At 41.2% G+C, this 24,700-nt stretch carries 17 protein-coding genes and 1 pseudogene; 9 read left to right on the top strand and 9 right to left on the bottom strand.

The window, feature by feature from the left end:
• Positions 1 to 182, top strand: a 182-nt coding sequence (locus NG821_RS04920) for a transposase (protein WP_252760546.1), incomplete at its 5' end; no start/stop codon positions are given.
• 129 nt (positions 183 to 311) lie between these two features.
• On the opposite strand, the gene xylE is transcribed toward NG821_RS04920, so the two are convergent.
• The 3 genes from xylE to xyl3A form a co-directional block, all read right to left on the bottom strand.
• Entirely contained in the window at positions 312 to 1,811 is a 1,500-nt protein-coding gene (gene xylE / locus NG821_RS04915) for a D-xylose transporter XylE (protein WP_252760545.1), read from the bottom strand.
• Between the two features lie 174 nt (positions 1,812 to 1,985).
• Entirely contained in the window at positions 1,986 to 4,421 is a 2,436-nt protein-coding gene (locus NG821_RS04910) for a glycoside hydrolase family 31 protein (RefSeq protein ID WP_252760544.1), read from the bottom strand.
• Between the two features lie 65 nt (positions 4,422 to 4,486).
• Entirely contained in the window at positions 4,487 to 7,096 is a 2,610-nt protein-coding gene (gene xyl3A, locus NG821_RS04905) for a xylan 1,4-beta-xylosidase (protein ID WP_252760543.1), read from the bottom strand.
• Positions 7,097 to 7,597: 501 nt separating this feature from the next.
• Between xyl3A and NG821_RS04900 the strand changes: the two genes are divergently transcribed.
• The 6 genes and pseudogenes from NG821_RS04900 (at position 7,598) to NG821_RS04875 (ending at position 16,796) form a co-directional block, all read left to right on the top strand.
• Positions 7,598 to 8,497, top strand: a complete 900-nt coding sequence (locus tag NG821_RS04900; RefSeq protein ID WP_252760542.1) for a helix-turn-helix domain-containing protein — start codon at positions 7,598 to 7,600, stop codon at positions 8,495 to 8,497.
• A 696-nt stretch (positions 8,498 to 9,193) separates the two neighbouring features.
• On the top strand, positions 9,194 to 10,390 hold the full coding sequence (locus tag NG821_RS04895; RefSeq protein ID WP_252760541.1) for a cupin domain-containing carboxymuconolactone decarboxylase family protein: 1,197 nt from the start codon (positions 9,194 to 9,196) through the stop codon (positions 10,388 to 10,390).
• Between the two features lie 288 nt (positions 10,391 to 10,678).
• Positions 10,679 to 11,758, top strand: coding sequence for an IS110 family RNA-guided transposase (locus NG821_RS04890; RefSeq protein ID WP_252760540.1), 1,080 nt, complete (start codon positions 10,679 to 10,681; stop codon positions 11,756 to 11,758).
• Between the two features lie 326 nt (positions 11,759 to 12,084).
• Positions 12,085 to 13,773, top strand: a pseudogene (locus NG821_RS04885) (1-deoxy-D-xylulose-5-phosphate synthase); the annotation flags it as partial.
• A gap of 44 nt (positions 13,774 to 13,817) precedes the next feature.
• Positions 13,818 to 14,342 (top strand): flavodoxin, encoded by a 525-nt coding sequence (locus NG821_RS04880; RefSeq protein WP_252760539.1) that lies wholly within the window; start codon positions 13,818 to 13,820, stop codon positions 14,340 to 14,342.
• 798 nt (positions 14,343 to 15,140) lie between these two features.
• Positions 15,141 to 16,796 carry a glycoside hydrolase family 9 protein gene (locus NG821_RS04875; protein WP_252760538.1) on the top strand — a complete coding sequence of 552 codons (1,656 nt, stop codon included), beginning with the start codon at positions 15,141 to 15,143 and terminating at the stop codon, positions 16,794 to 16,796.
• Here the strand turns inward: NG821_RS04875 and NG821_RS04870 are convergent.
• The 4 genes from NG821_RS04870 to NG821_RS04855 form a co-directional block, all read right to left on the bottom strand.
• Complete coding sequence (locus NG821_RS04870) at positions 16,789 to 17,625, bottom strand: MBL fold metallo-hydrolase (RefSeq protein ID WP_252760537.1); 837 nt, start codon at positions 17,623 to 17,625, stop codon at positions 16,789 to 16,791. The genes NG821_RS04875 and NG821_RS04870 overlap by 8 nt on opposite strands.
• Before the next feature lie 105 nt (positions 17,626 to 17,730).
• Positions 17,731 to 18,096, bottom strand: a complete 366-nt coding sequence (locus NG821_RS04865; protein WP_252760536.1) for a NifB/NifX family molybdenum-iron cluster-binding protein — start codon at positions 18,094 to 18,096, stop codon at positions 17,731 to 17,733.
• A gap of 6 nt (positions 18,097 to 18,102) precedes the next feature.
• On the bottom strand, positions 18,103 to 18,417 hold the full coding sequence (locus NG821_RS04860; protein ID WP_252760535.1) for a NifB/NifX family molybdenum-iron cluster-binding protein: 315 nt from the start codon (positions 18,415 to 18,417) through the stop codon (positions 18,103 to 18,105).
• On the bottom strand, positions 18,395 to 18,928 hold the full coding sequence (locus tag NG821_RS04855) for a DUF134 domain-containing protein (protein WP_252760534.1): 534 nt from the start codon (positions 18,926 to 18,928) through the stop codon (positions 18,395 to 18,397). Before NG821_RS04855 ends, NG821_RS04860 begins: the two co-directional genes overlap by 23 nt.
• Positions 18,929 to 19,232: 304 nt before the next feature.
• On the opposite strand from NG821_RS04855, the gene NG821_RS04850 reads away from it, so the two are divergent.
• The gene (locus tag NG821_RS04850) at positions 19,233 to 20,630 is read left to right on the top strand and encodes a PBP1 and LysM peptidoglycan-binding domain-containing protein (RefSeq protein ID WP_252760533.1); all 1,398 of its coding nucleotides are present in this window, start codon (positions 19,233 to 19,235) and stop codon (positions 20,628 to 20,630) included.
• Positions 20,631 to 20,634: 4 nt separating this feature from the next.
• Entirely contained in the window at positions 20,635 to 21,396 is a 762-nt protein-coding gene (locus NG821_RS04845) for a porin family protein (RefSeq protein WP_252760532.1), read from the top strand.
• 138 nt (positions 21,397 to 21,534) lie between these two features.
• Here the strand turns inward: NG821_RS04845 and NG821_RS04840 are convergent, their stop codons facing one another.
• Together NG821_RS04840 and NG821_RS04835 are read right to left on the bottom strand one after the other, a co-directional pair.
• Positions 21,535 to 23,025, bottom strand: a complete 1,491-nt coding sequence (locus NG821_RS04840; protein ID WP_252760531.1) for an alkaline phosphatase family protein — start codon at positions 23,023 to 23,025, stop codon at positions 21,535 to 21,537.
• A 220-nt stretch (positions 23,026 to 23,245) separates the two neighbouring features.
• On the bottom strand, positions 23,246 to 24,625 hold the full coding sequence (locus NG821_RS04835) for an MFS transporter (protein ID WP_252760530.1): 1,380 nt from the start codon (positions 24,623 to 24,625) through the stop codon (positions 23,246 to 23,248).
• Positions 24,626 to 24,700: the final 75 nt, after the last annotated feature.

The following is a 24,700-nucleotide window of genomic DNA, read 5'->3' as shown; positions in this document are numbered from 1 at the left end:
TCATGGCACACAAAAGCGGAATACTCTCATGGTACGACTACCATATCTCCACGGGTAAACTTGAAGGGATAAACAACAAAATCAAGACAATGAAAAGACAGGCGTATGGATATCGGGATGAGAAGTTTTTTGAACTCAAAATTTTATCGCTACATGATAAAAACTACGCATTTGTCGGATGAACCATAAAAGACTCTATCTTTTTGGGTAAGTTCAAACGAGACAGGAGGCAAGCACGAATGATAGGTGCTTCCTCCTGCGTAATATTTAATGAAAGAAACTTATGGTCAGAATTGACCTTCGGTTTCATCTTATTCCGATACGGTTTCGCTCTCGTCTGTCTTTTTCTTGCGCCACAGTTGTGTCATGTCTTCAAGTGTTTTTCCCTTGGTCTCCGGAACGAGTCTCCAGACAAAGATGGCGGCAATGATGCAGATGATTCCGTAAAGTCCGTATGTAAACCAGTGCCCGAAGTTATCTCCTTGTGTAAGATGCATGTTGAACATCGGCACGAACGTAGAACTGACTATCCAGTTGAATATCCACTGGAACGCTACGGCTATCGCCACGGCCTTGCCACGGATTGTATTTGGGAAAATCTCTGCAATCAGCACCCAGCAGATTGGCCCCCAGGACATCATGAAGGATGCACTATAGAGCATGATACAGAGCATGGTTACCGTATGTACCGCCGCATTTCCAAATGTAAGGGCTACTCCGAAAGCACCGATAGCCATTCCTATGGAACCTATGATGAGCAAAGGTTTGCGTCCTATTCTTTCTACAGTGAATACAGCTACCAGTGTAAATGAAATATTTACTATACCCATAATCACTGTTTGTACCATGGGGCTTTGCATACCCATATCCTGAAATATACGGGGCGCATAATAGAGTACAGCATTGATTCCTACGGCCTGCTGGAACACACTCAGCATAATACCGATAAAGATACAAAGAAATCCGTACGAAAACAACTTTTCAGTCTTTACCTTAATGGTACCTTTTATTTCTGAAATGATCTCGTCAGCCTTAACACTTCCGTTAATTCTGGACAAGATATGCCGAGCCTTATCATATTGACCTGTCATCACCAAGTAACGCGGAGTTTCCGGTACAAAGCAGATAAGGATGGTGAATATTCCGGCGGGAATAGCTTCGCTTCCAAACATATACCGCCAGCCTGTCGTAATGGTCCATGAAGCAGCTTCAGGGTTCATGATCTGATTCACGCCGTTTATCATATTGATGACGGGGTTGACATTGTTCCCCAGAATAATGAAATTGACAAAATAGACTACCAATTGACCGAAGATAATTGCAAACTGGTTCCAGGAAACCAGCATGCCCCGGATATTCGATGGAGAAATTTCTCCGATATACATCGGGCATATAGCGGATGCCAATCCCACACCTACACCACCGATCACACGATAGAGATTAAACATGATGAGCAGATGATAAGTAGGTACCCCGTATGTGAAGAAAAGAAATTCCGGGTCCATGCTGCCGAGGGCGGAAATGAAGAACAGGATACCTGCAAAGACGAGGGATTTCTTACGTCCCCACTTGGATGCCAGTATTCCTGAAATGCTGCTGCCGATAACACATCCTATAAGTGCACTGGCACATGTGATTCCGTGCCAGCCATTGGTGTAGGTGAAATCTTTTGCACCCATAAAAAAAGCCTGAAGGCCCTTCTCTGCACCTGAGATTACAGCCGTATCATAACCGAACAGCAGACCGCCAAGCACAGCAACCATCACAATGGAAATAAGGTAGGCTCTGCTACCTTCTTGATTTTGTTTCATGTTATTAGTAATAAAAAGCAACCTTTCATAAAAAGGTTGGCAAAACGTTAATTGCAAAGGTACAGTTTTTTTTTCAGATGACAGTATACATGATAGATTTTTTAAGCAATAAATTTCAGGTCAAATATCAATGTTTTTTCTAACTTAACCCTTGATAAAATGCCTGAATATTTACTACAGTTTTACAATCTTTTCTAAGCCATCATATTCAATAGTCTTTTGCAAACTGGTTCCGATAAGTTGTATATTGAATTTTCTCTTTTGAAGCATTCCCGGATACTGACCTTTACGATCAGTAATGGTAAGTTGGTGTTTCTTCTCATTCCAATGAAATTCAATAATAGAGAATATTCCTTTTTCATAATCATAACTGTCTCCTTCGTCTTCATAGAGAGTAAAAGTCGCATCTGCTCCCGGGTAAACTCTGATCTCAAGATTATCCCACGGTTTTTGTCCGACATATTGCATGGCAGGACCTATAGGTATGATGCTTCCTGCGCGAACAAACATTGGAGCCTGGTCTATAGAGGTTTGGATATTGACTTTTCGTCCGCCATCATAAAGTTTATTGGTCCAGAAGTAATACCATTTCGCTCCTTTTGGTAGATATTTCTGGCATTCTTTTGTGGCTGTAAAGTCTATCGGTTTATATTCGTCAGATGTATCTGGGGTATTATTCCTTTTATTCCAACCTGTCATGGCATCTTCCTTTATTACTTGTTCATCGGTATATTGAGACTTTACGATAGGAGTGGCTAATATTGACTGGCCGAACATAAATTCGTCACACAGATTCCAGACTTTTTTGTCTGAAGGGAAATCTGATATAAGTGCTCTCATATAACTCTTGTCATTATGAGTGACCTGCCATGCTGTAGAATATATATAAGGTAGCAATTTATAGCGAAGGCAAATACTCTTGTCGATGGCATCATAAATAGGTTCACCTTTTTCCCCGAAATAGTAGATCTCTCTTGGAGAATCTGTGCCATGGCTACGGAAGATCGGACAGAATAGTCCGTATTGCAGCCATCGTACATATAGTTCACGGTATTGTGGATTACGGGATGCAGAACCCGGGCCCTTTGTGTTGTAAGAACCACAGAAAAATCCGCCGATATCTGTATTAAAATTGGGATCACCTGTCAGAGAAAAGTTTAATCCTGCTGGAATCTGTTTGCGAAGCATATCCCATGATGATGTCACATCTCCGCTCCACATGTTAGCCCCATATCTCTGTTGGCCTGCAAAGGCTGAACGTGTCATGATAAATACACGTTTGTCAGATGATGCTTTGCGCTGATGGTTGTACACTCCACTTACAGTGCATAAAGGAAAAGCATTACGTACACGGCGCCAGGAGCCAAGTCCGGTCATGTGCTCATAATCCGTATCCTTAGAATTGAAATAGTCCGGTTCTGAAGAATCCATCCACCAGGCATCAACACCATCATTGAAAAGTGTCTTCAGGTTGTTCCAATAGATATCCCGCCCTTTCTGACTGTAACAGTCATATACTCTGACCCCAGAAGGATAATCCATTCGTGGGGGCCAGAAGGATAACCCACTTTGTGGCCATGTTTGTATATTGAATAATAAACCTTCTTTATCGAGTTGCTTATAGGCCTTTGTTTCCGGGCCGAAACTTGACCATATTGAGATCATAAGGTGTGCATGGTTTTTATGAATCTGGTTTATCATTTGTTTGCCATTGGCAAAGTTTTCTGAAAGGAAGTCCATCGCATTCCAGGTATAGTTGCTTCCCCAGTACTGCCAGTCTTGGATGATACCGTCAATAGGCACTTTTAGTTCTCTGTATTTATTCAGGACATCGAGCAATTCTTTAGAACTCTTATAGCGTTCCCTGCTTTGGCAATATCCGAAAGTCCACATCGGGGGCATCGGCACTTTTCCGGAAAGCTCTCTCATCTGTGCGTTCAAGCCATCGGCGGATCCTCCATACATGAAATAATAGTCAATATAATCACCTACCTCAGCCGTGAAAGACATCCCTTTGTTGGAGTCATCAAATTTTGCGCGTGAGTAATTATCCCAATAGATTCCCCATCCCTTAATGGATTGAATGACATATTGAAAGTCCTGGAGATTGGATTGCTCCATGAAGATACTTGTACCACGACGGTTCAACTTTCCATTCTGGATGGTTCCAAGTCCATAGATTGGTTCATCTTTATCAAGAGTATAGGTCTGATTTATTTTGTAGGAGTTGGCATCCCGTCCGGTTGTTCGCTTCTCGAAGTAACATCCTTTCTCACGCAGCAGGTTCTTTCTTTTGTGTAAGAATTGAATATTCCCCGTCTTCTTATTGAGCATGACTGTCAACTGGCTGCTGCTTATCGTAACATCCGTGCTATTTTCCTTGTAACTGAGAGCGATGTCTTTCTCCGGAATCATCGTAACAACCAAACTTTTCCTGTCAATTGATTGAGTGCTGTTAACCGGTGATTTTACGATTCGGACAATCCTTGGAGAAAAGAATGATATATAGCAGATTTGTTTATTGACTTTAATTTTGAATCTATGAAGATTTTCTGCATTAACATATCCAATTGATATCAGTATGGATAGCAATAGTATGAACCTTTTCATCTTATTTGTTTTATTCTTTGTTTTGAACCTATCGATGGATAGTCCACAACAATATAGGAATATTTTTATAAGTTAATGTCTATTTTCTTTAAATCAACATCACGGGAACTGCTTCCATACATGATTTCATATTTTCCTGATTTTACTCGGACAGTGTTGGTTTCCGGATCGAATAGTTCGAATGACTTTTGGGTTAAGGGTATTCTTACGTTTGTGGTTTCTCCTGCGTTTATACTTACGCGTTTAAAGGCCTTGAGAGATTTTAAAGGTCCTTTTGTGTCTGCCACATTACGGATATATACTTGCACGACTTCTGTTCCTTTTCTAGGCCCGATATTTGATACAGGAATCACAAGTTCTTTAGTGTCTCCGTTCATTAATTTCGCTTTACCTATTTTAAAGTTGGTATAGCTCAGTCCGTAGCCGAAAGCAAACAGAGGGTCATTCATATAGCGGTATGTACGGCCTTGCATTGAATAATTTGTGAAATCCGGAAGTTGCTCTGAATTGCGATAGAATGTGATCGGTAATTTCCCAGATGGATTGACGTCACCAAAGAGCACATCGGCAACGGCATTACCTCCCTGTTCTCCTGAATACCATGCCTGAAGGATTGCGTCGCAACTCTTGGTCTCCGGTGTGAGTGCGATGGCCGAACCGGAGCAATCGACGAATATCACTTTTTTACCTGCTTGTTTTAGTGATTTTAAGAAATTCCTTTGAACGTCAGGTAATTCAATATTTGTACGGTCGCCACCTTTGAATCCCGGAATAGAAACGGGCATTTCTTCCCCTTCAAGTTGAGAGGATATGCCTCCTACGAATACAACCGTGTTGATACCTTTTAACTTGGCAATGATGTTCGAGTAATTGATAGGTCTTTCAATGCCAATATTTAGTTTCATATTAGACCCCCATGTGTTTACATATTTATAATTTACCTCAATCTTGTAATGTTGGCCTTTTTCAACTTTAAATGCCGTACTGGTCGGGGTTGTTCTCCACGTGTGCATCTTAACCATCTCTTTCCCATTGATGAGCAGTTGAAAATCTCCACAACTTTCAAGTTTGATCACAGCTTCTTCTGATTGTTTGGGAGTAAAGGTTGTTTCGTATTTTGCAGAGAAATCTTCCATTTTTACTCCGTTCGCAAAGACATGTTGTCCGGCAGTGGTTACGGCTATTGGATTCGTATAGAATTCTTGTGATGCAATCTTTCCTTGTTGTTCCTTATTATTCCAGAAGGTTCCTCTTATACCTTTATGTCCGTCTATCGAACATTGATTCAGAAGTGATTCCACGATCATCTCGTTGGTGAGATCACATCCGGGATAATAGGTGACATTTCTTTTTCCTGTTTTTGACAGGATTCCATCTAGAATAGTAACAGTGTGGTTAGGAGTTCCGTTATAATTACCCCACATCATTGACTGGTTGTCTGCATTCGGACCGATAACGGCTATTTTCTTTTTCTTTTTTAGAGGAAGTATATTATTCTTGTTCTGCAATAAAACCATGGCCTGGCGTGCCATGTCCAGAGATAATTCTTTGTGCTGTTCACAATTCAGTACAGATGCAGGAATCTTTGACCATTTTACAAGTGATGGATCATCCATTTCCCCAAGTTCAAATCTTCCTTCAAGAAGCCGGACTACATGTTCGTCAATATTCTTTTCCGGAATAAGTCCCCGATTTACAGCATCCGGTAGTTTTTTATATGCATAGTTGTATCCACATTCTACATCAGTGCCGGAAAGAGCTCCTTTTGCTGCAGCATGAGTTGCATCGGACGATGTTTTGTGACTTACATAAAAGTCGGAAATGGCACCACAGTCGGAGACTACAAGATATTTATAGCCCCATTCATTACGGAGTATTTGCTGCAATAATCTGTTGTTTCCGCAGCAGGGCTCATCATCAATTCGTTGATAAGCACACATTACTTCACGTACTTTCGCATCTTGTACCAGTGTCTTGAATGCCGGTAAGTAAGTCTCCCATAAGTCACGAGGACTTATATTATTCAAGTTTGCCGTATGACGGCTCCATTCAGGTCCACTGTGTACAGCAAAGTGTTTGGCGCAGGCCAGCAACTTACGGTATTTTGAAGTTTCCGGTCCTTGTAAGCCGCGGACAACAGCTGTGCCCATCACGGATGTAAGGTATGGATCTTCACCGTATGTTTCTTGTCCGCGTCCCCATCTGGGGTCGCGGAAGATATTTACATTCGGAGTCCAGACAGAGAGACCGTGAAATTTCTCATCATCTTCTCCCTTGCTTTTTCTTAAGTTATATTGCGCACGCATCTCATCAGATACGGCAGAGAATATTTGATACAAAAGTTGGTTATTGAAAGAAGCGGCCATTGCTATTGGTTCAGGAAATACCGTTACATTACCCATGTTCGCTGCACCATGTAATGCTTCGCTCCACCAGAAAAACTTTTTTATTCCGAGTCGGGGAATCGCCGGTGACTCGTCACACATGAGTGAAGCCTTTTCCTGGAGAGTAAGACGATGGCATAAATCGACAGCTCTTTCATGAGAGGATAGAGCAGGATTCTGGTAAGGATAAGATTGAGCAGAAATAGGTAAACTAAGTACTGTCAGAATAAAAGTTGCGAAACATTTAATGATGTAACTGCTCTTTCTTTCATTATTAATAACTTGTTTCATGGATTTATGTTTTTTAATGAAAATATCGTAGTGTTAGTTGCTCTCCGATAAGAAAGTTTTCGTTCAAAATGGTTAACTTATATTTTTGTGAAGGTCTTTTATGTTTATCAGGGTACAAATATATCATTTTTTTTGTAAAAAAGGATATTAATATGATACATGAACTTTATCGTGAATAACAAATCTTATTTTTTTGTCTCTTTTTATTCTACAATCTGGTAATTTCTTGATAAATTAGTGTTAACAGTGTCTTTTTTGATAAATCCAAGAACAGGTTTTTTGTCGTTCTGATGGTTGTGGTATTTCTTTTTATTATCAGGTGTTTTTATTGTCATCATTTTTTAGTTGAAATTTCTTGCTATGGTCAGTCTTAGGTAGATTGATTTTTAATGAGGAAACATATTACGGATTATTGTATACACTTTACGGTTATTTCTTTTAATTCATTGTTTATTACTTAGAAAAGAGTAATTTTGCATAAAACAAAAATAAGAATAGTATATGGATAATGCTAGAGTTTATAAAACAATAGAAGAATATAATAAATCAATAGGAGTTGAAACATTACATCCGTTGATTTCGCTTGTTGATTTTTCTAAAATCACATATACAGAGGATATTCCATCTGCCCACAGTTTTGGATTTTACAGTGTTTTCTTGAAAGATGTGAAATGTGGTGATTTGAAATATGGCAGGAATTATTATGATTATCAGGAGGGAACCTTAGTCTTTCTTGCCCCAAACCAGATCTTTACCGTTGAAAACAGACTACCTCATCAACCTCAAGGCTGGGCATTAATGTTCCATCCTGATTTATTGAGGGGAACTTCATTAGGACATTCTATGCAGAATTATACGTTCTTTTTATATAAAGTCCATGAGGCTTTACATCTTTCAGAACAGGAACGTAAGATTGTGCTGGAATGTTTTAACAATATTAGGTTAGAGCTAAATCATGATATTGACAATCATAGTCAAAAGCTGATAGTCTCTAATATTGAATTGTTCTTAAATTATTGTACACGTTTTTATGAACGTCAGTTTATAACTCGCAGACATGTTAATGATGATATATTAAGCAAATTCGAAGATTTAGTTTGTACTTATTTTAAGTCTGATTTACCTCAATCTTCAGGATTACCGACCGTAAGATATTGTGCAGACAAACTTAATTTATCTCCCAATTATTTTGGCGATTTGATTAAGAAAGAAACAGGTAAAAGCCCACGTGAGTATATTCAATTACAATTGATAGAAGTGGCGAAAGAGAAGATGTTTGATAAAAGTAAATCTGTAAGTCAAATCGCTTATGAACTGGGATTTGAATATCCACAATATTTTAGTCGATTATTCAAAAAGTGTGTTGGTGTAACTCCAAATAAATATAGGGAAACTATTTAAATATTCCAGTCACAGGTCATTTATAACAAAGGGGATTATGAAGAGATTTTTGATTGAAGGTAAACCAAGTATGGAGTGTTGATGCAAATTATAGGTGGCTTGATATGAAATATCCGGTTATGGTAGCACCGGAGCATAATGTGTTTGTGGAAGACTCAATGAAAAGATTCAAGATATCAACTGATATTCAATACATCAATGAACTTTATACAGCTGTAAACCCCGACAAGAGAGAAAAGTAACTTTTATGGAATATAAGGGCTAATTATAAGTTGAATCGTAGAGCACATATTTTTGCTAACGGTGAAAATTTGTTGGTACAATGTTATGAAATAAATGCAGGTTATCCTATGCCAAAAGCTACGGTGAATGGAGGCGTTAATGTTAATTTTTTAATTAGGATAATTATGAAAGTAATAGCAATAAACGATAGTCCTATAAAAAGTTAAAATACTGCCAAATTATTGGAGAATGCTCTCGAAGGAACAAAAGATTAGAGCGCCGAAACAGAACTAGTACATTTGTATGATTTTTTAAAAACAAGACTTAAAACTCGTAGGTATTAGTGCTATTTTGCGGATAACTGTGTCTCTAAAGTAATTTGTATACGACTATGAGTAAAAAGTTTAAGAGTTAAACTGCTTTTTATAAGTAATTTTGTAGCCTGAAAATAAACATAAATAATATTATAAAGTTATGGAAAAAAAGAACGTGAATATCAGTATGTTTCCCATAGGAGAAAAACTCCCGGAAAAGTTTTCGCAATATTTCATCGGGCAAGCCTATTTAGCCCCATTGACAAAAAGTAGTGAATTAAATTGTCCTATTTCAAATGTTACATTCGAGCCTGGGTGCCGTAACAATTGGCATAGCCATACTGGTGGTCAATTATTAATTGCCACAGGAGGAAAAGGATATTATCAGGAAAAAGGTAAACCCGCAATAGCTTTATTTCCTGGTGATATCGTTGAAATCGAACCTGATGTCATCCATTGGCATGGCGCGGCACCTGATAGTTGGTTTTCACATTTGGCTATTGAAACAAATCCCGGAAACAACAAACCTATGTGGCTGGAAGCCGTAACTGATGAACAATATAAAAAAGCAACTGCTATAGTAAATGATACAGCAGAGCTCAATCTCAGCGAAACAGCCGTCAAAAACCATAATAAGCTATGGCCTGGTTATGAGTCGAAAACTGCCATGACAGATCCGGAACTGATTAAAATTTTTGATAACTGGGCATTCGATGAAATCATAGCCCAGAGCAAAATAGATACTAAAATCCGCGTGATGATGATTATAGGGTCGTGCATTGCTCAAGGAGCTCTGACGGAATATAAAATGTTTGTCAATGCTGCTCTAAATGTGGGCGTAATTCCGGTTGAAGTGAAGGAAATACTTTACCAATCGGCGGCTTATGTAGGTATGGCAAAAGTAGTTGACTTTCTTTCTGCTACAAATGAGATTATGCAGGAACGAGGTATAACTCTTCCGCTTGAAGCACAATCGACCACGACCCGTGAAAATCGTTTTGAAAAAGGTTTGGCGGTGCAAAAATCTATTTTCGGTGAAACGATTAATAAAATGCTTGAAAATGCGCCGAAAGACCAATTACAGATTCAGGATTATCTTTCTGATAACTGTTTCGGCGATTATTACACCCGAACAGGTCTGAATATAAAAATCCGTGAACTACTGACTTATTGCATCCTAATCAGTATGGGAGGAACCGATATGCAGGTACGTGGACATATTCAGGGAAATCTGAATGTCGGCAACGACCGTGAAACCCTTATAGGCATCACCACACAACTTTTGCCATACATCGGTTACCCGCGAACGCTAAATGCAATGAATGCAATAAACGAAGTGGTTCCGATAAAAAAATAAATTGAAAAAAGAGTATATTTGTATGTATATTGAAAAAATAGATAGTCCATCAGACTTAAAAAAGTTATCAAATAGTCAACTTGATATATTAAGTTACTATGTTTGCAAAGGCTAACGCGATAAGACCAGAAAAATGTCGCTCTCGGGGGCTTCGAGCCCCCTGCCGCTGGGCACCCCATCGGTGTTTTTCATGGTTTTAGAAGGAAAAAGTTGGTACGATAATAATTGGAATGTATATTTGCAATTGAAAAGAAAACAAAGTACATAACAATTAAATATCGTACCGAGATGCAAAGAAACAAAATTTCCTTCAAAGGACAAAAGATTTTTATAGGAATTGATGTCCACGCTAAAACTTGGGAGGTTGCAGTACTGACCGAGTCGGGTTACAAGGAGAGGCACCCGCAGAAAGCCTCGGCAAAAGCGCTCTTTGACTTTTTGAAGAAGCATTTCCCTGATGGCGAGTATCATGCCGTATACGAATCGGGCTTCAGTGGTTTTGCCACATACTATGCCCTGAAGGAGTATGGCATTGACTGTGTGATAACGCATGCCGCCGATGTCCCGACCACCCAATATGAGGAAGTGATGAAGACCGACAAGGTTGACGCTGCCAAGCTGGCCCGTTCGTTACGGGCTGGTGAGATCAAGCCAATATACATACGGGAGAAAGACAACATCGATGACAGAGCCGTGATCCGCATAAGGAAGACCATCCAGAAGCAGTTGTCAGGTTACACGTCAAGGGTGAAGCACATGCTGCACTGCAACGGTGTAGAGTTGCCAGAGCGGTTCTTGAAACCAGGCACTCACTGGTCCAGACCTTTTATTAACTGGCTCAAGAAAGATGTGAAGCTGCTCTCTTCCACACGCTCGTCTTTGGACTTGCTGATCAAGCAGGTAGAGACCATACGTCTGACACTCCTTGATGCGACGAGAGCTGTGCGTCGTCTTGGGCAGACTGACCGGTACAAGGACAATTACGAGTTGCTGAAGTCGATACCCGGTATCGGCACAAGCGTTGCAATGTGTATCCTGACGGAGATCTACGACGTGAAGAGGTTCCGAAACGAGAACCAGTTCGCCAGTTACCTCGGATTGATACCGACCTGTCACAACAGCGGAGAGAAGACCTCTAACGGAGAGAAGACGTTCCGTGGAAACAAGCACCTTGGTCCGATGATCATCGAGGCCGCCTGGGTTGCCATCTACAGAGACTACGGCTTGGGGATGGCCTACGCCAAGTACAAGCAGTACATGAAACCTCAAGAGGCTATTGTCAAGATTGCGAGAAAGATGTCAAACATCATCTTCTCCGTCCTTAAAAACGGCAAGAGATATGAACCATACAAATGGGATGAAAAATAATAATCAACAGATTGTTGGACAACTTCATAAAACGACTCCTGTTCATTGTTGATGGGCCTTAGGGTGTCATCTCTAATAAGTTTGTTGCGTTTTACCTAATCCTCTGAAGAAGTAAATTGTTGGGCGGATACGTCCGTGTCAACTCATAGAAGTTTGTCCGATAGGTCTGTTGTTCAAGGTCAATTCGTATCCGGCATACCGTGTCGGACTGTACGTTGCGACCCTACAAATGCTTCTTCATGAGTCATCGTACTCTCGTAATATATTGAATAACAAATAGTTAAATAATAATAAATATTTTCCAATTATTTGGAAAGCAACATAGAAGTAATGAAATTCGCCAAACATTGTTGAAGAAATTAAGTGAGCATGGTGGCCATATAGGGCCCAATCTTGGGATGGTTGAGGCCACAGTTGCCTTGCATTATGTATTCAACTCACCTGTGGATAAAATCGTATTTGATGTATCTCACCAAAGTTATGTCCATAAAATGCTCACGGGACGTAAGGATGCTTTTCTTTATCCTGAAAAATATGATGATGTATCAGGTTATTCGGAACCGAGCGAAAGCAAACATGATTTCTTTGTCATCGGACATACCTCAACATCAGTCAGTTTGGCTACAGGTCTGGCAAAGGCACGTGACTTAAAAGGTGACAAAGAAAATATTATCGCAGTAATCGGTGATGGCTCGCTGAGTGGTGGTGAAGCATATGAAGGATTGAATAATGCAGCTGAACTAGGAACAAATATCATTATCATTGTAAATGATAATCAGATGTCCATTGCAGAGAATCATGGTGGAATATATAAAGATTTAAAACAACTGCGTGATACAGATGGAAAAGCGGAGTGTAATTTCTTTAAAGCATTCGGATTTGATTATTTATATGTTAAAGAAGGAAACAAAGTTCAATCGTTGGTTGATGCTTTTCAGAAGGTGAAGGATAGCGATCACCCGGTAGTTGTTCATATAAATACGGTAAAAGGGAAAGGATATAAATTTGCAGAGGAAAATAAAGAAAAATATCATGCAGGTGGTCCTTTCGATTTGACAACAGGTAAATGGAAATTTAGCAATAATGGCGAAAATTATAGTGACTTGACGGCGAAATATCTATTGGATAAGATGAAAGAGGATAGAACGATTGTTGCTATCTCGTCAGCCACTCCTACTGTTCTCGGATTCACCCAGGAACGAAGGAAAGAGGCCGGCAAACAGTTTGTAGATGTCGGTATTGCCGAAGAGCAGGCCGTAGCCATGGCATCAGCTATTGCAGCCAATGGAGCCAAACCGGTGTATGGTGTATTCAGCACGTTTATACAACGCGCATACGATCAACTCTCACAAGATCTGTGTATTAACAATAATCCAGCGTTAATCTTAGTTTACTGGGCTTCAATTTCTGCCATGAATGATGTGACTCATCTTGGGATTTTTGATATCCCATTACTTAGCAACATCCCAAATATGGTCTATTTAGCACCAACGAACAAGGAAGAGTATTTTGCCATGATGAATTGGGGCATACAGCAAACTTCTCATCCTGTGGCAATACGTGTTCCATATTATGGTGGCGTAGTTTCAACAGGGGAGAATATTAATGAAAATTTTGGTCAATTGAATCGTTATAAAATAACCAAAAAGGGTTCTAAAGTTGCTATTTTGAGTTTAGGTTCATTTTATCAATTGGGAGAATCGGTAGTTGAAAAATTAAAAGATAAAATGGATATAGATGCTACGTTGATAAATCCTAGATATATAACAGGATTAGACACTGAAGTATTAGATGGTTTGGAAAAAAATCATGAGGTAGTTGTAACCCTTGAGGATGGTGTGTTAGACGGCGGTTTTGGAGAGAAAATAGCAAGATATTACGGACCGACAAATATGAAGGTTCTTAATTTCGGAATAAAGAAGGAATTTATTGATCGTTATTCTGTGGATGAAGTTTTTAAAGAGAACCATTTGACAGCACCTCAGATCGTAGATGAGATATTAAGTACGCTTTGAGATGATTAGTCGTATATGTAAAACCATTTGGATAAAACTATTATATGGATAGTATAGTTAATAAAACTGATGAGGATCAGAAGGGAATAAAAACTTTAATCGTATATTACTCATTAGGTGGAAATACTAAGGGCATAGCACAAAATATTCAAAAAATATTAGGTGTAGATATTGCAGAGATAGAACCTTTAGTACCCTATACTGGCTCTTATGATGATATTGTTGAGCAAGGCAAATACGAGGTAGATAATCACATAAAACCTGCGATTAAACCATTAGAAATTAAGGTCGCAGATTATCAGAGAATTATCATCGGAACTCCTACATGGTGGTATACAATGGCTCCGGTTGTTTCCACTTTTCTCACTTCCAATCATTGGAAAGGAAAAATAGTCGTCCCCTTCGTAACGAATGCCGGTTGGCCAGGAACAGCTATTAAAGATATAAAAGCTGCTTGCAAGGGTGCTATCTTCGCTAACGAAAAGGAAATGCGTTTTCATTCTTCAGACCAGCATGGGATGATAATATCCCAAAGGGAAGTTGCGGATTGGATAATGAGAATGAAGTAGTAATATCGTATAAAGATACCAAGAAGAAGGATACCAAGAGCTGGTGTGACTACATACGATTGAAAAAGAAATATTACGGCATTCATATATTGAAGCCCAAGAGGCATTCATTATGAAGTCAGGTTCTTTGAAACGGATAGATCTACAGAGCTGTTTTTGCTTTGCTATTTCAAATATACTACAAAATTTTTCCGCTCGCACCCTCTCCATCAATATTTTGAAAAACAAGGCGGAAGCTTTCGCAAGGCAATAGAGAATTCCAATTCATCTCTTAGAGGTAAGCACAAGAGGGAAAGGGACTACACCTATTCAGAAATGGGGAAGATGTTCGAAATGCTGGGTATAAATTCAGATTTCTGCTATTTTTTAGATCAGAATGAGTAATTAAGGTCCCACTGAATAAGTTGATTTAACATTTATTTCATTGATTAGTAAGATAGATGGCGTATTGTTTTGTTAATTAACTGGAAGTTAGTAACTTTGAATGTTAAAGTAAGCAGAAATGAGGTTCAACTCATAAAATCTGGAGTTGAAACTTGATACATTTAAGTCTTCTCTTGAAGGTCTGTCGAATGGCCCTTGATCCTTCACTTTTGTGACTGCCATTATTGAAATGATAAAATCATCGAAATAATCCCGGCAAATACCATGATTATTAGAAATCAAATTCTGATAGCTAAGAAAACCTTGGCTCTCGTTATCGCTTGATGACGAGAATCCAGTGGGGCCTATATCCTGTTTTGAAATGATTTCTTTTGCGTTTATTTTATGAATGTGTTTAATCTAAAAAAAATTATTATGGTAAATAAAGGCTTGATAAGTGGTTTTATCTTTTCTGTTTTTGCCATGGTTTGCGGATACGGACAAACGAAGGTGAATATACCGACAATACGGGTCAATTCTCTCGGTTTCCTTCCAGGTGCGACTAAGGAAGCCACGCTGACCGATAATGCCGATTCTTTTTATGTTTGTAATGCTGTGAATCGCAAGGTCGTGTTTAGTGGCAGGACAACCCCTGCGGTATATCAGAAAGATGTGAATCAAACGGTACGGATAGCCGATTTCTCTGCCGTATCGAAAAACGGAACTTATTATCTGGAAACGTCTGGAAAAGGTCGTTCCGTCGTTTTTCCAATTAATAAGAGGGTTTATGACGATGCATATAGGGTAACTATGCGAGCTTTTTATCTGTGGCGTTGTGGTATGAATGTTTCGGGAACTTTCAATGGCGTCTGTTATAAGCATGGTGCCTGCCATCTCGATGATGGTTATGAAGATTATATCGGCTGGCTGGGGCGTAAGAGAAATGGTGTGGGAGGCTGGCATGATGCAGGCGATTATGGAAAGTATGTAGTGAATGCAGGTGTTACCATGGGCATTCTGTTTATGGCATGGGAACATTTCGGACCAACAATAAACAAAATTCGATTGAATTTACCCCGAACAGCTCCCGGTTATCCTGAATTTCTGGAAGAGTTGAAATGGGAGACAGATTGGCTGCTTAAGATGCAATATCCCGACGGTTCGGGTAGAGTATCGCACAAACTTACGAGAACAAACTTTGCGGACTTTATTATGGCTGATAAGGATGAGGGGGAGCGTTATTTCGCGGACTGGACTTCGGCTGCCACGGCGGACTTCGTCGCTGTGCTGGCTCGTGCGGCTCGGGCATTCGGACCTTATGATAAGGCTTATGCTCTAAAATGTTTGAATGCAGCTGTTCTCAGTTACAATTTTTTGCGTAAGAATCCTGATAATAAAACGTATGTCAATCCCGATTTCAAAACAGGCGGATATGAAACCGATGACAAAGATGATCGCCTTTGGGCTGCCGCTGAAATGTGGGAGACAACAGGCAAAAGGGTATATTTGAAAGATTTTGAAGAAAGAGCTGGAGAGATGAACTATAAAGTTGAGGCGGACTGGGATTTTGGAACTGTCTCAAATCTTGGAATGTTCACTTATCTTTTGTCCGGCAGGCAGGGGAAGAATGCAACCGTGGAACGTGCTATTCGTGCCAATACGGTAAAAACGGCCGATGCGATCGTCAATACCGCAAGAAAAGATGTTTACCGGCGACCTTTGGGTGGTATATATTATTGGGGATGTAACGGTACGGTGGCACGGCAGGCTGTGAATCTTTATGTAGCCAGTGCTCTGGCTAAAAATAGAAAATATACTGAAACAGCTTTGGATATTATCGGACATTTATTGGGGCGTAATTATTACGGCCGTTCCTATGTGACGGATGTCGGTGTGAATCCGCCAATGCATCCACATGACAGACGTTCGGCTTCCGATGGGATAGAAGCACCGTGGCCGGGCTATCTGGTAGGCGGTGGATTGACTGCGACGGACTGGGTTGACGAACAGGCAAATTATTCTCACAATGAGATTGCCATTAACTGGCAGGCTCCCTTGGTATTCGTATTGGCATGGTTTGTAATCAGATAGTCAGTCTCATTCCGCAATAGAGTTTGTGGACATGGTCACCCAAAGCCTTTTTGAGTTCGTGATAGGCAGTTTTCCCCGTACAGTGACCTATGTAAAGGTTTATGTCCGGGTAGTTTCTCTTTAGAATATCTGCTATCGCTTTTACGTCGTCTCGTTTTTCCGGTTCGAGATCGATAAGGTGCAATCCTCCTATAAAGGCGTTTACCCTGGATATCCCAGTGGATACGACACATGACTGGATGATGTTCAGTATTCCTCCGTGTGAACAAGAAGATACAATAGTCAGTGCACCGTCTTTCTCAATAGCCAGGGCGATTTCATCGTCTGCCAGATAAGGACCTTCTCCAGTCCCCTTGTCTACAGACAGAAATCGGTTACCTTTAGGAACCGGATGGACTTTCTGCTTTGTGAATACGAGTTTGATATGATCATTGAGACGATAGTCATCATGAATGAAATGAAAGCGAGACAGATATGTGTTTATTGTACCTTGAGGAGGACTCAGGTTTACAATAGTCGGATGCCGATGGGAAAAATATTGGTATTTGATAATCTTTTCAGATGCAATAACAGATGCTTTCCTGTTCTGTGACAGGAAAATAGGTAATCCACCAGTGTGGTCGGCATGGCCGTGTGACAGGATGAGGGTATCAATGTCTTTTACCTGAAGACCAAGCAAGCGGGCATTGTGAGCCCACAGGTCGGATGCCCCCGTATCCAGCAGGTATCTGGCTGACTTGTCTTCAATATAGATTGACAGACCATGTTCTGAAGACATCCCTGGAACCGTGTCTGACAGGTGGTTGTCCACCAGAATCGTTATTTTCATTGATAAAAAGGAATAGATGGAAAAGAGAAGTGCCTCGTCATTATAGATGGCGAACTATAAAGGCGGAAGGCACTTCCTTACTGTTAAACTCACTTGACTATTCGGTCATTTATTCTCTTCATGGTTTCTTGAGTGATGGTTGCAACTGTTGACACCGCTTTTCAGTGTTCCCTGAATGTAGTCTTGTGCCAGGTCTGCTGCTGTTTTTACCGGTACTCCCGTATAGAGTTGTATGCCGTTTTGACGGAACAGGTCCTGTGCCTTTTCGCCCATTCCGCCGGCGATGACACATTGGACACCTAAACTCTTCATCCATTTGGGATACAGTCCGGGTTGATGTTCCGGAGGAGTAATTTCCTGCTCTTCTTTGATTTTGTTATTATCAATTACAGCTACGTAAAATTTCTCACAGTGTCCGAAATGGGCACAGAGCTTACCTTTTTCTACAGGTATAGCAATCTTTTTTTCCATATTGTTTTAATGATGAAGTAAGTGAATGATTTCTTTTAAAGTATATTTCTCTTGAGGGATGATCAACTGTATGGAGGCGTCAGAGGCAAGGGCCTTAAGTTTAAGACCGAAGTTGCCGGATATGATTTTCTCGACGTTCTGATTTTGCAATAGTTTGAATGCTGCAGGCCCGGCACCTTCCGCCAGTGATCCGGCAGTGTTTCTGATGAAGGTCACAGACTGGTCCGTACTGTCGTAGAGGGCAAAGAATCGGCACCTTCCAAAACGGGAGTCCACCTCACTTGAGAGGGTGTTGTCTTTACTGCATATTGCAATCTTCATATCTGCGTTTTCCTTTCCTGCCTGTTCTTCCCGGGCATCTTGACTTTTTCCGATTACTTCCGCAACAAACTTGCAGAGGGGCCTGCAAGTTGTCTGTATGTGGATCTTCCGGAGTCTCTTCAATGTTCTTGCTCCCACACAGAGGGCACATCGTGTCTCCTTCCTGCTGTTTCGTGAAAGAACAATGGCAGTGATTGCATCTCATCCATTCGTGATTGATCTCTATTTTTCCTCCTTCTATGATCAACTGATGCCCCTCTACGATAGCTGTCGCCACTTTATTCCGCGCTGACATGCATATCCGTGTCAGCGTAGGCCTCGACACTCCCATCAGTCTTGCTGCTTCACACTGGTTGTACCTGCCATAGTCACAAAGTCGGAGGGCCTCATATTCCTCGAAGAGAAGGAATATGGCATCAGATCTCTTGACGGGACCGGCCATTCCGTATGGCTTGAGTCCGGAGATGATGGGCTTATCTGCTATTTTTCTTATTGTCTTGGGTCTTGGCATAAGGATATTCTTTTCAATTCTTTTGCAAATATAATGAACAAATGTTCATAAAGAATGCGATTTGATCTTTTTTAATATGATTTAACGAGACCGTTGGCGTTGAAGGAAAAGAGGGGGGCCGAGGGCTTGTGAAAAGGTTCCGTGCTTTCCGGAGGCGGAGTGAATGGTCTTTGAGTGACGGATGGCCATGGGTAGGAGGGAAGGAAAAAGGCAATAATTTATAAAAAGGAAAAAAGATAGGATGTAATGTCATGGGATGAATGTTTTTTTGTATTTTTGCAGATGTGTAAAAACATTAGGTTTTATGAAATATCTATTGAGAAAACTTTTTATGTTTGTTGCTCTGTTCGCTTGTACATTTATGATGGCTCAAGGAACTCTGAACTGGCGCGATATTTATACCGTAAAGAAAAAAGATACTGTTTTCAGCATTGCAAAAAGATATGGGGTCACCCTGCCTGAATTGATGGATGCTAATCCGGAAATGAAATTGGAGGGGTATACGCTGAAAAAGGGAGATACAATATTCATTCCTTATCATAAGGATTCTTCGACAACTGAAAAGAATGTGAATCAGGGTGGAACTACCCAGGCTACTGTACCTCAAACCACTCAAAGGGCGGTGGCATCCAATGTCCGGCAAAGCAATGCCATACGTATAGGTGTCATGTTGCCGCTCCATAATAATGACGGTGACGGTAAGCGGATGGTCGAATACTATAGAGGCGTACTGATGGCTGTCGACCAATTGAAACAGAATGGCGTCTCTGTCGATGTCCATGCTTGGAACGTACCTGTCAATGCGGATATCCACCAGACTCTTCTGAGCGAGGGTGCCAATCAGTGTAATTTGATTTTCGGACCTTTGTATTCCAATCAGGTCGCACCTCTTGCTGCTTTCTGCAAGACTTACGGTATTAAACTTGTCATTCCCTTCTCGATTTCCGGAAATGAAGTGGCTTCTAATCCGCAGATCTATCAGGTCTACCAGTCGCCGACGATCTTGAACGAGAAGACGGTCAAGGCTTTCTTAAGCCGCTTTCCCAATGCACACCCTATTTTCATAGATTGTAAGGATGCCTCGTCTGACAAGGGGGCTTTCACTCTGAAATTGAGGGCGGAATTGGATGCGAAACATGTTAAGTACGGACTGACCAGTTTGGTGACACCTCTGGAAGATTTCGTGAAGTCCTTTGACCGAACAAGGCAGAATGTGGTGATACTGAATTCCAGTCGTTCTCCCCAATTGAATGAGGCTGTAGAGAAAATGGATGCGATGGTTGCAAAATACCCTGGATTCGGAATATCCCTTTTCGGATATACAGAATGGCTGATGTACCTGCCTTATGATCTGGATAAGTTTTACCGGTATGATACTTATATTCCGACCACCTTTTATTATAATGCATCCAGCGCCAAGACTATTCAGTTGGAGAAGACTTACAAGAGTTGGTTTGGCACAGGGATGATGCCTTCCGGACTGCCACGTTTTGGAATTACGGGTTATGATCAGGCCTTATTCTTCCTGCAGGGGTATCACCAGTACGGCAAGAATTTCAATGGCGTTTCCGGTCAAAGCAGTTATCAACCTGTACAAACTCCCCTTCGCTTTGAGAAAGTGAATAATGGCGGATACCAGAATGACAGTTTTCAGTTGATCCACTATTTGTATAACAAGACGATCGAATCCATAGCTTATTAAAAGTATGAAAATAAAACTCCTTCTCACCGGTCTCCTCTGCACTTGTTGCGTGGCAGCAAGCGCTCAGATAGGTGAGCATAGAAATGATTTTAGCGTAGGATTTAACGGTGGTTACGTCTTGAGCAGTATTGGCTTTGACCCAAGCGTCTCCCAAAACAAGCATGGTGGCATTACAGGTGGACTTTCAGTCAGGTATACTTGTGAAAAATATTTCAATACGATTTGTTCCATCTATGCAGAACTCAATTATGCATCTCTTGGCTGGAAAGAGAATATCGTCGATTTGAATGATGCTGCCGTCATAGACCCTGTGACGAAAAAGAAACAGGAATACAGTAGGACAATCAACTATATCCAAATTCCACTTTTGGCACATTTAGCATGGGGCAAAGAGGGGCATGGCATGCAGTTCTTTGCCAATGCAGGCCCTCAAGTGGGGTGGTATACCAGTGAGTCGACCAAGAGTAACTTCAATGTCAATGATGAGATTGACCGCATAAAGAACGGTAAGTCGGAGCGTTCTAACACGATTTGGGCACAGGATACAATGTCCGTTGAGAATAAGTTGGATTATGGTATTGTGGCAGGAATAGGCGTAGAGTATACCGTTCCTCATGCAGGTCATTTTCTTTTGGAGGCCCGATATTACTATGGATTGGGTAATATCTATGGTGACTCAAAACGAGACTATTTCGGGAAAAGTAATTATAGCAATATTGTCATCAAGTTGTCTTGGTTGTTTGACATTACCCATACCAAGAAATGAGTGTCTCCGTAATCTGCCTTTGATGATCTAAAGGGAGATTGGATGCACTGTCAGTATTGCAGTTGATGACAATAGAAAAGCCCTGCCTTAATACACTTTTGTATAAAGGCAGGGCTCTTTTATTAAGTTGTCCGTTGCTTATTCTTTCTGATTGACGATGGTCGTAATGGCTTTTCCCATACAGGAATTGGGCATTTGGACGTGTAGCATTGCACAGATGGTCGGTGCGATATCGGTCATGCTGACAGGTTCTACAGTTTCTCCATGTTGGATATGCCAGCCCATGAAAATCAAAGGAATGTGTGCATCGTAAGGATTCCACTCTCCATGAGAAGTTCCCTTATATTTGATGGACGGTTTGTCTACCCCGAAGTATCCTGCTCGAGGAATGACAGTAATCTCTCCACTGCGTTGACGGTTATAACCGTTGATGAGACGCTGCTTGAGAATTTCAGGAAGGGTGCTTTCTGCAGCATGTTCATTGTCGACGGCATAGATGAACATCGGGTCTTTCTCAAGGAATTTAACGGACTCATCAATGACATCCTGTTTCTTTAAGCCGCGGGAAGCGATAAGAGAGTCGTTGAAGAAGAATTGATAATTGTCTTCCCACATCACCGGTGCAATACCGAATTTATCTTGCAGGTCTTTGTTGAGTGATTTTGTCGTTGCTTGATAATCCCAGCCACCCCCGGGGATATTGTGCTTGTTCATGAAATTGTAATTATGTACAGCCCCATGGTCTGCTGTAAGGAACAGCAGGTAATTACCCTTTCCGACAGTTTGATCCAGTGTGTTCAAAAATCCTGCCAGGTCTTTATCCAGTTCCATGTAGACTTCCTCGTTTTCTTTGCCGCGAGTACTGAATGCATGTCCGATAGCATCAGTAGATGAAACGCTCAATGTGAGCATATCAGTGATGTCACGCTGACCGAGTCGTTCATTCTTCAAAGCGGCTTCAGCTAGATCAAAACTGTAGTCCACTCCCAGTTTGGTCGTCGTCTTGATGTCAAAATTCTGGGCGGTGTGATGAGCCTTGTTGAAATCTGAGACCCAGGAAGGGAGTTGCTTCATATAATATGTACTGCTCACATAATGTCCTGATTTCTGATCCCACCAGTAAGCTGCGTCTGCGCTTTGCCCGGCAGGAAGGATTGCAGCCCTGTCTTTAAGTGCTATACCGATGACCTTTGATTTGAAATCATTGGATATCTTGAGTTCATCTCCTATAGTCGTACACCACATATTGCGTGGGGACATCTGACTGTCCCAGTCATTACTGTCCAATCCTTTGACCGTAGAGTCGGAGCAACAGTAAACCGATTTGTCATTGATTGCAAAGTAATTGCCTGCGATTCCTGATAGGGCAGGTGTAGTCCCGCTAAAGATAGCGGAATGGCCTACCGCCGTGACGCTGGGAATATAAGGGAGCATGGTGTTCTCACAACTATAACCCTCCTTGAGAAGTCTTTTCAGACCGTTTTCACCGAATTTGTCATAGTAATAATACAGATAATCCCAACGCATCTGGTCAATGACAATGCCGACAATGAGTTTGGGATGTTGCACTTGTGCAGAGGCGGTTAAGGCCACGATCAGGCACAATACCGAAAGGAATAATTTTTTCATAAATATAAATTGATATTTAATCTGAATTTATGGGAGCAAATTTACGAAAAATAAAATAGGAAATTCATCTTGGATTCAATTTTCTGTCTTTGTCAAGGAAACTTCATCCTTTTGAAATATTTGAAACTGCCAACAGGCTTTCTTTTTAAAATGAAAGTAGCGATAAAAAAAGAGGAAGCCTTGATTGAAAGCTTCCTCCATGAAATATATGAGAGAATTTCTATTTCTTGATATTAGCCTCTTCCAAACCGTAATGCTTCTTGCTATCCAGTATTCGGAGAATGACAGCAAGAGCGATGGAGATGATGCCGAAGCTGGCGAAGATCCACATCGTACTGGTGAAATTGACCTTTGTCCCAACAGTATTAGACTGCAGGACATTACCGATCAGCATCGGAACCAGTGTCAGTCCTATATTCTGAATATAGAAAGTGATGGCATAGGCAGACCCCAGTTGCTTCATCGGTATGATCTTCGGCATAGACGGCCACATAGCGCTAGGTACGAGAGCAAAGGCTATTCCTAATAAGACCATCAGGAAGATGGCAAATCCACCTGTATCCAGTATAGGTAGTGCAAAGCAGATGTGTACGGCTGTCAGGAGAACTGAACCGATGATCATCAGCGTTGCACCCTTTCCTACACGGTCATAGATAGAACCGAAGATCGGTGTCAAGAAGATCGTGCCGAAAGGCAGGATGGCGGGAATCATTCCTGCAAAGTCAGGATTGACATTGTATTTGGCAATCATCAGTTTTGTGGCAAATTTCAGGAATGGGAATACGGCACTGTAGAACAAGAGACAGAGAAGTGCGATCAACCAGAATCCGGGATTGGTCAAGATGGCTTTCAGATCACTGAACTTGAATCCTTCTTCATCTTTATAATCTTTGGACCTCAGGGCGGCAATGGACTTGTTCAGTTTCGTGTCCATGACGACATATACGAGGAATGCCAGTAGTCCTATGAACAGGAGGATAGCCCCGAAGAGGACAGGTGAAGCCACGTTGTTATAATGGTGGGCAATAATAGGACTGAGTCCCAAAGCACCTGCTGTACCCAGACGGGCCATGCCTACCTGGATTCCCATTGCTAAAGCCATGCTATAGCCACTGAACCATTTTGCAATGATCTTGGATACTGTGATTCCGCACATTTCACAACCTACTCCGAAGATGGCAAATCCCAGTGAGGCGATCCACACTTGGAGTTTATAATCGACTCCTAAGATGCTTAAGGTCTGTTCAGGTGAAATAAACTGCAAGGAATAGAATTTCAGGAATGCCCCGATAACCATCAGAGAACTTGCCAGTACGCCGGTGAAGCGGACTCCCAGTTTGTCCAGAATGATGCCGCTGAAGAAGAGCATGAGGAGGAAAACGTTGATTATTCCGTAAGAGCCGGCAAAAAAACCATATTCAGAACTGGACCAGCCCAGACCGAAACCTCCCTTTGCAATAGGTGTCTCCAGCATATCCTGAAGAGGTGACATCACATCTGTGAGGAAGTAACCCATCATCATGGTGAAGGACACGATAAGGACTGCTGCCCATCTAGCGCCGGCAGAGTCACTGAGTTTCTTTTGAATTTGTTCTACCATATTTTTCTTTCTTAGTTGTACATTTGTTGAGCTCTTGACAGATCTCAATTTTTAAAATTGATTATTTCTCTCGGT

Origin of the sequence: Segatella cerevisiae (assembly GCF_024054555.1) — a bacterium.
GTDB classification, from domain to species: domain Bacteria; phylum Bacteroidota; class Bacteroidia; order Bacteroidales; family Bacteroidaceae; genus Prevotella; species Prevotella cerevisiae.
Note: the sequence above shows the minus strand (reverse complement) of the source record. Positions and strands in the feature narration are given on the sequence as shown.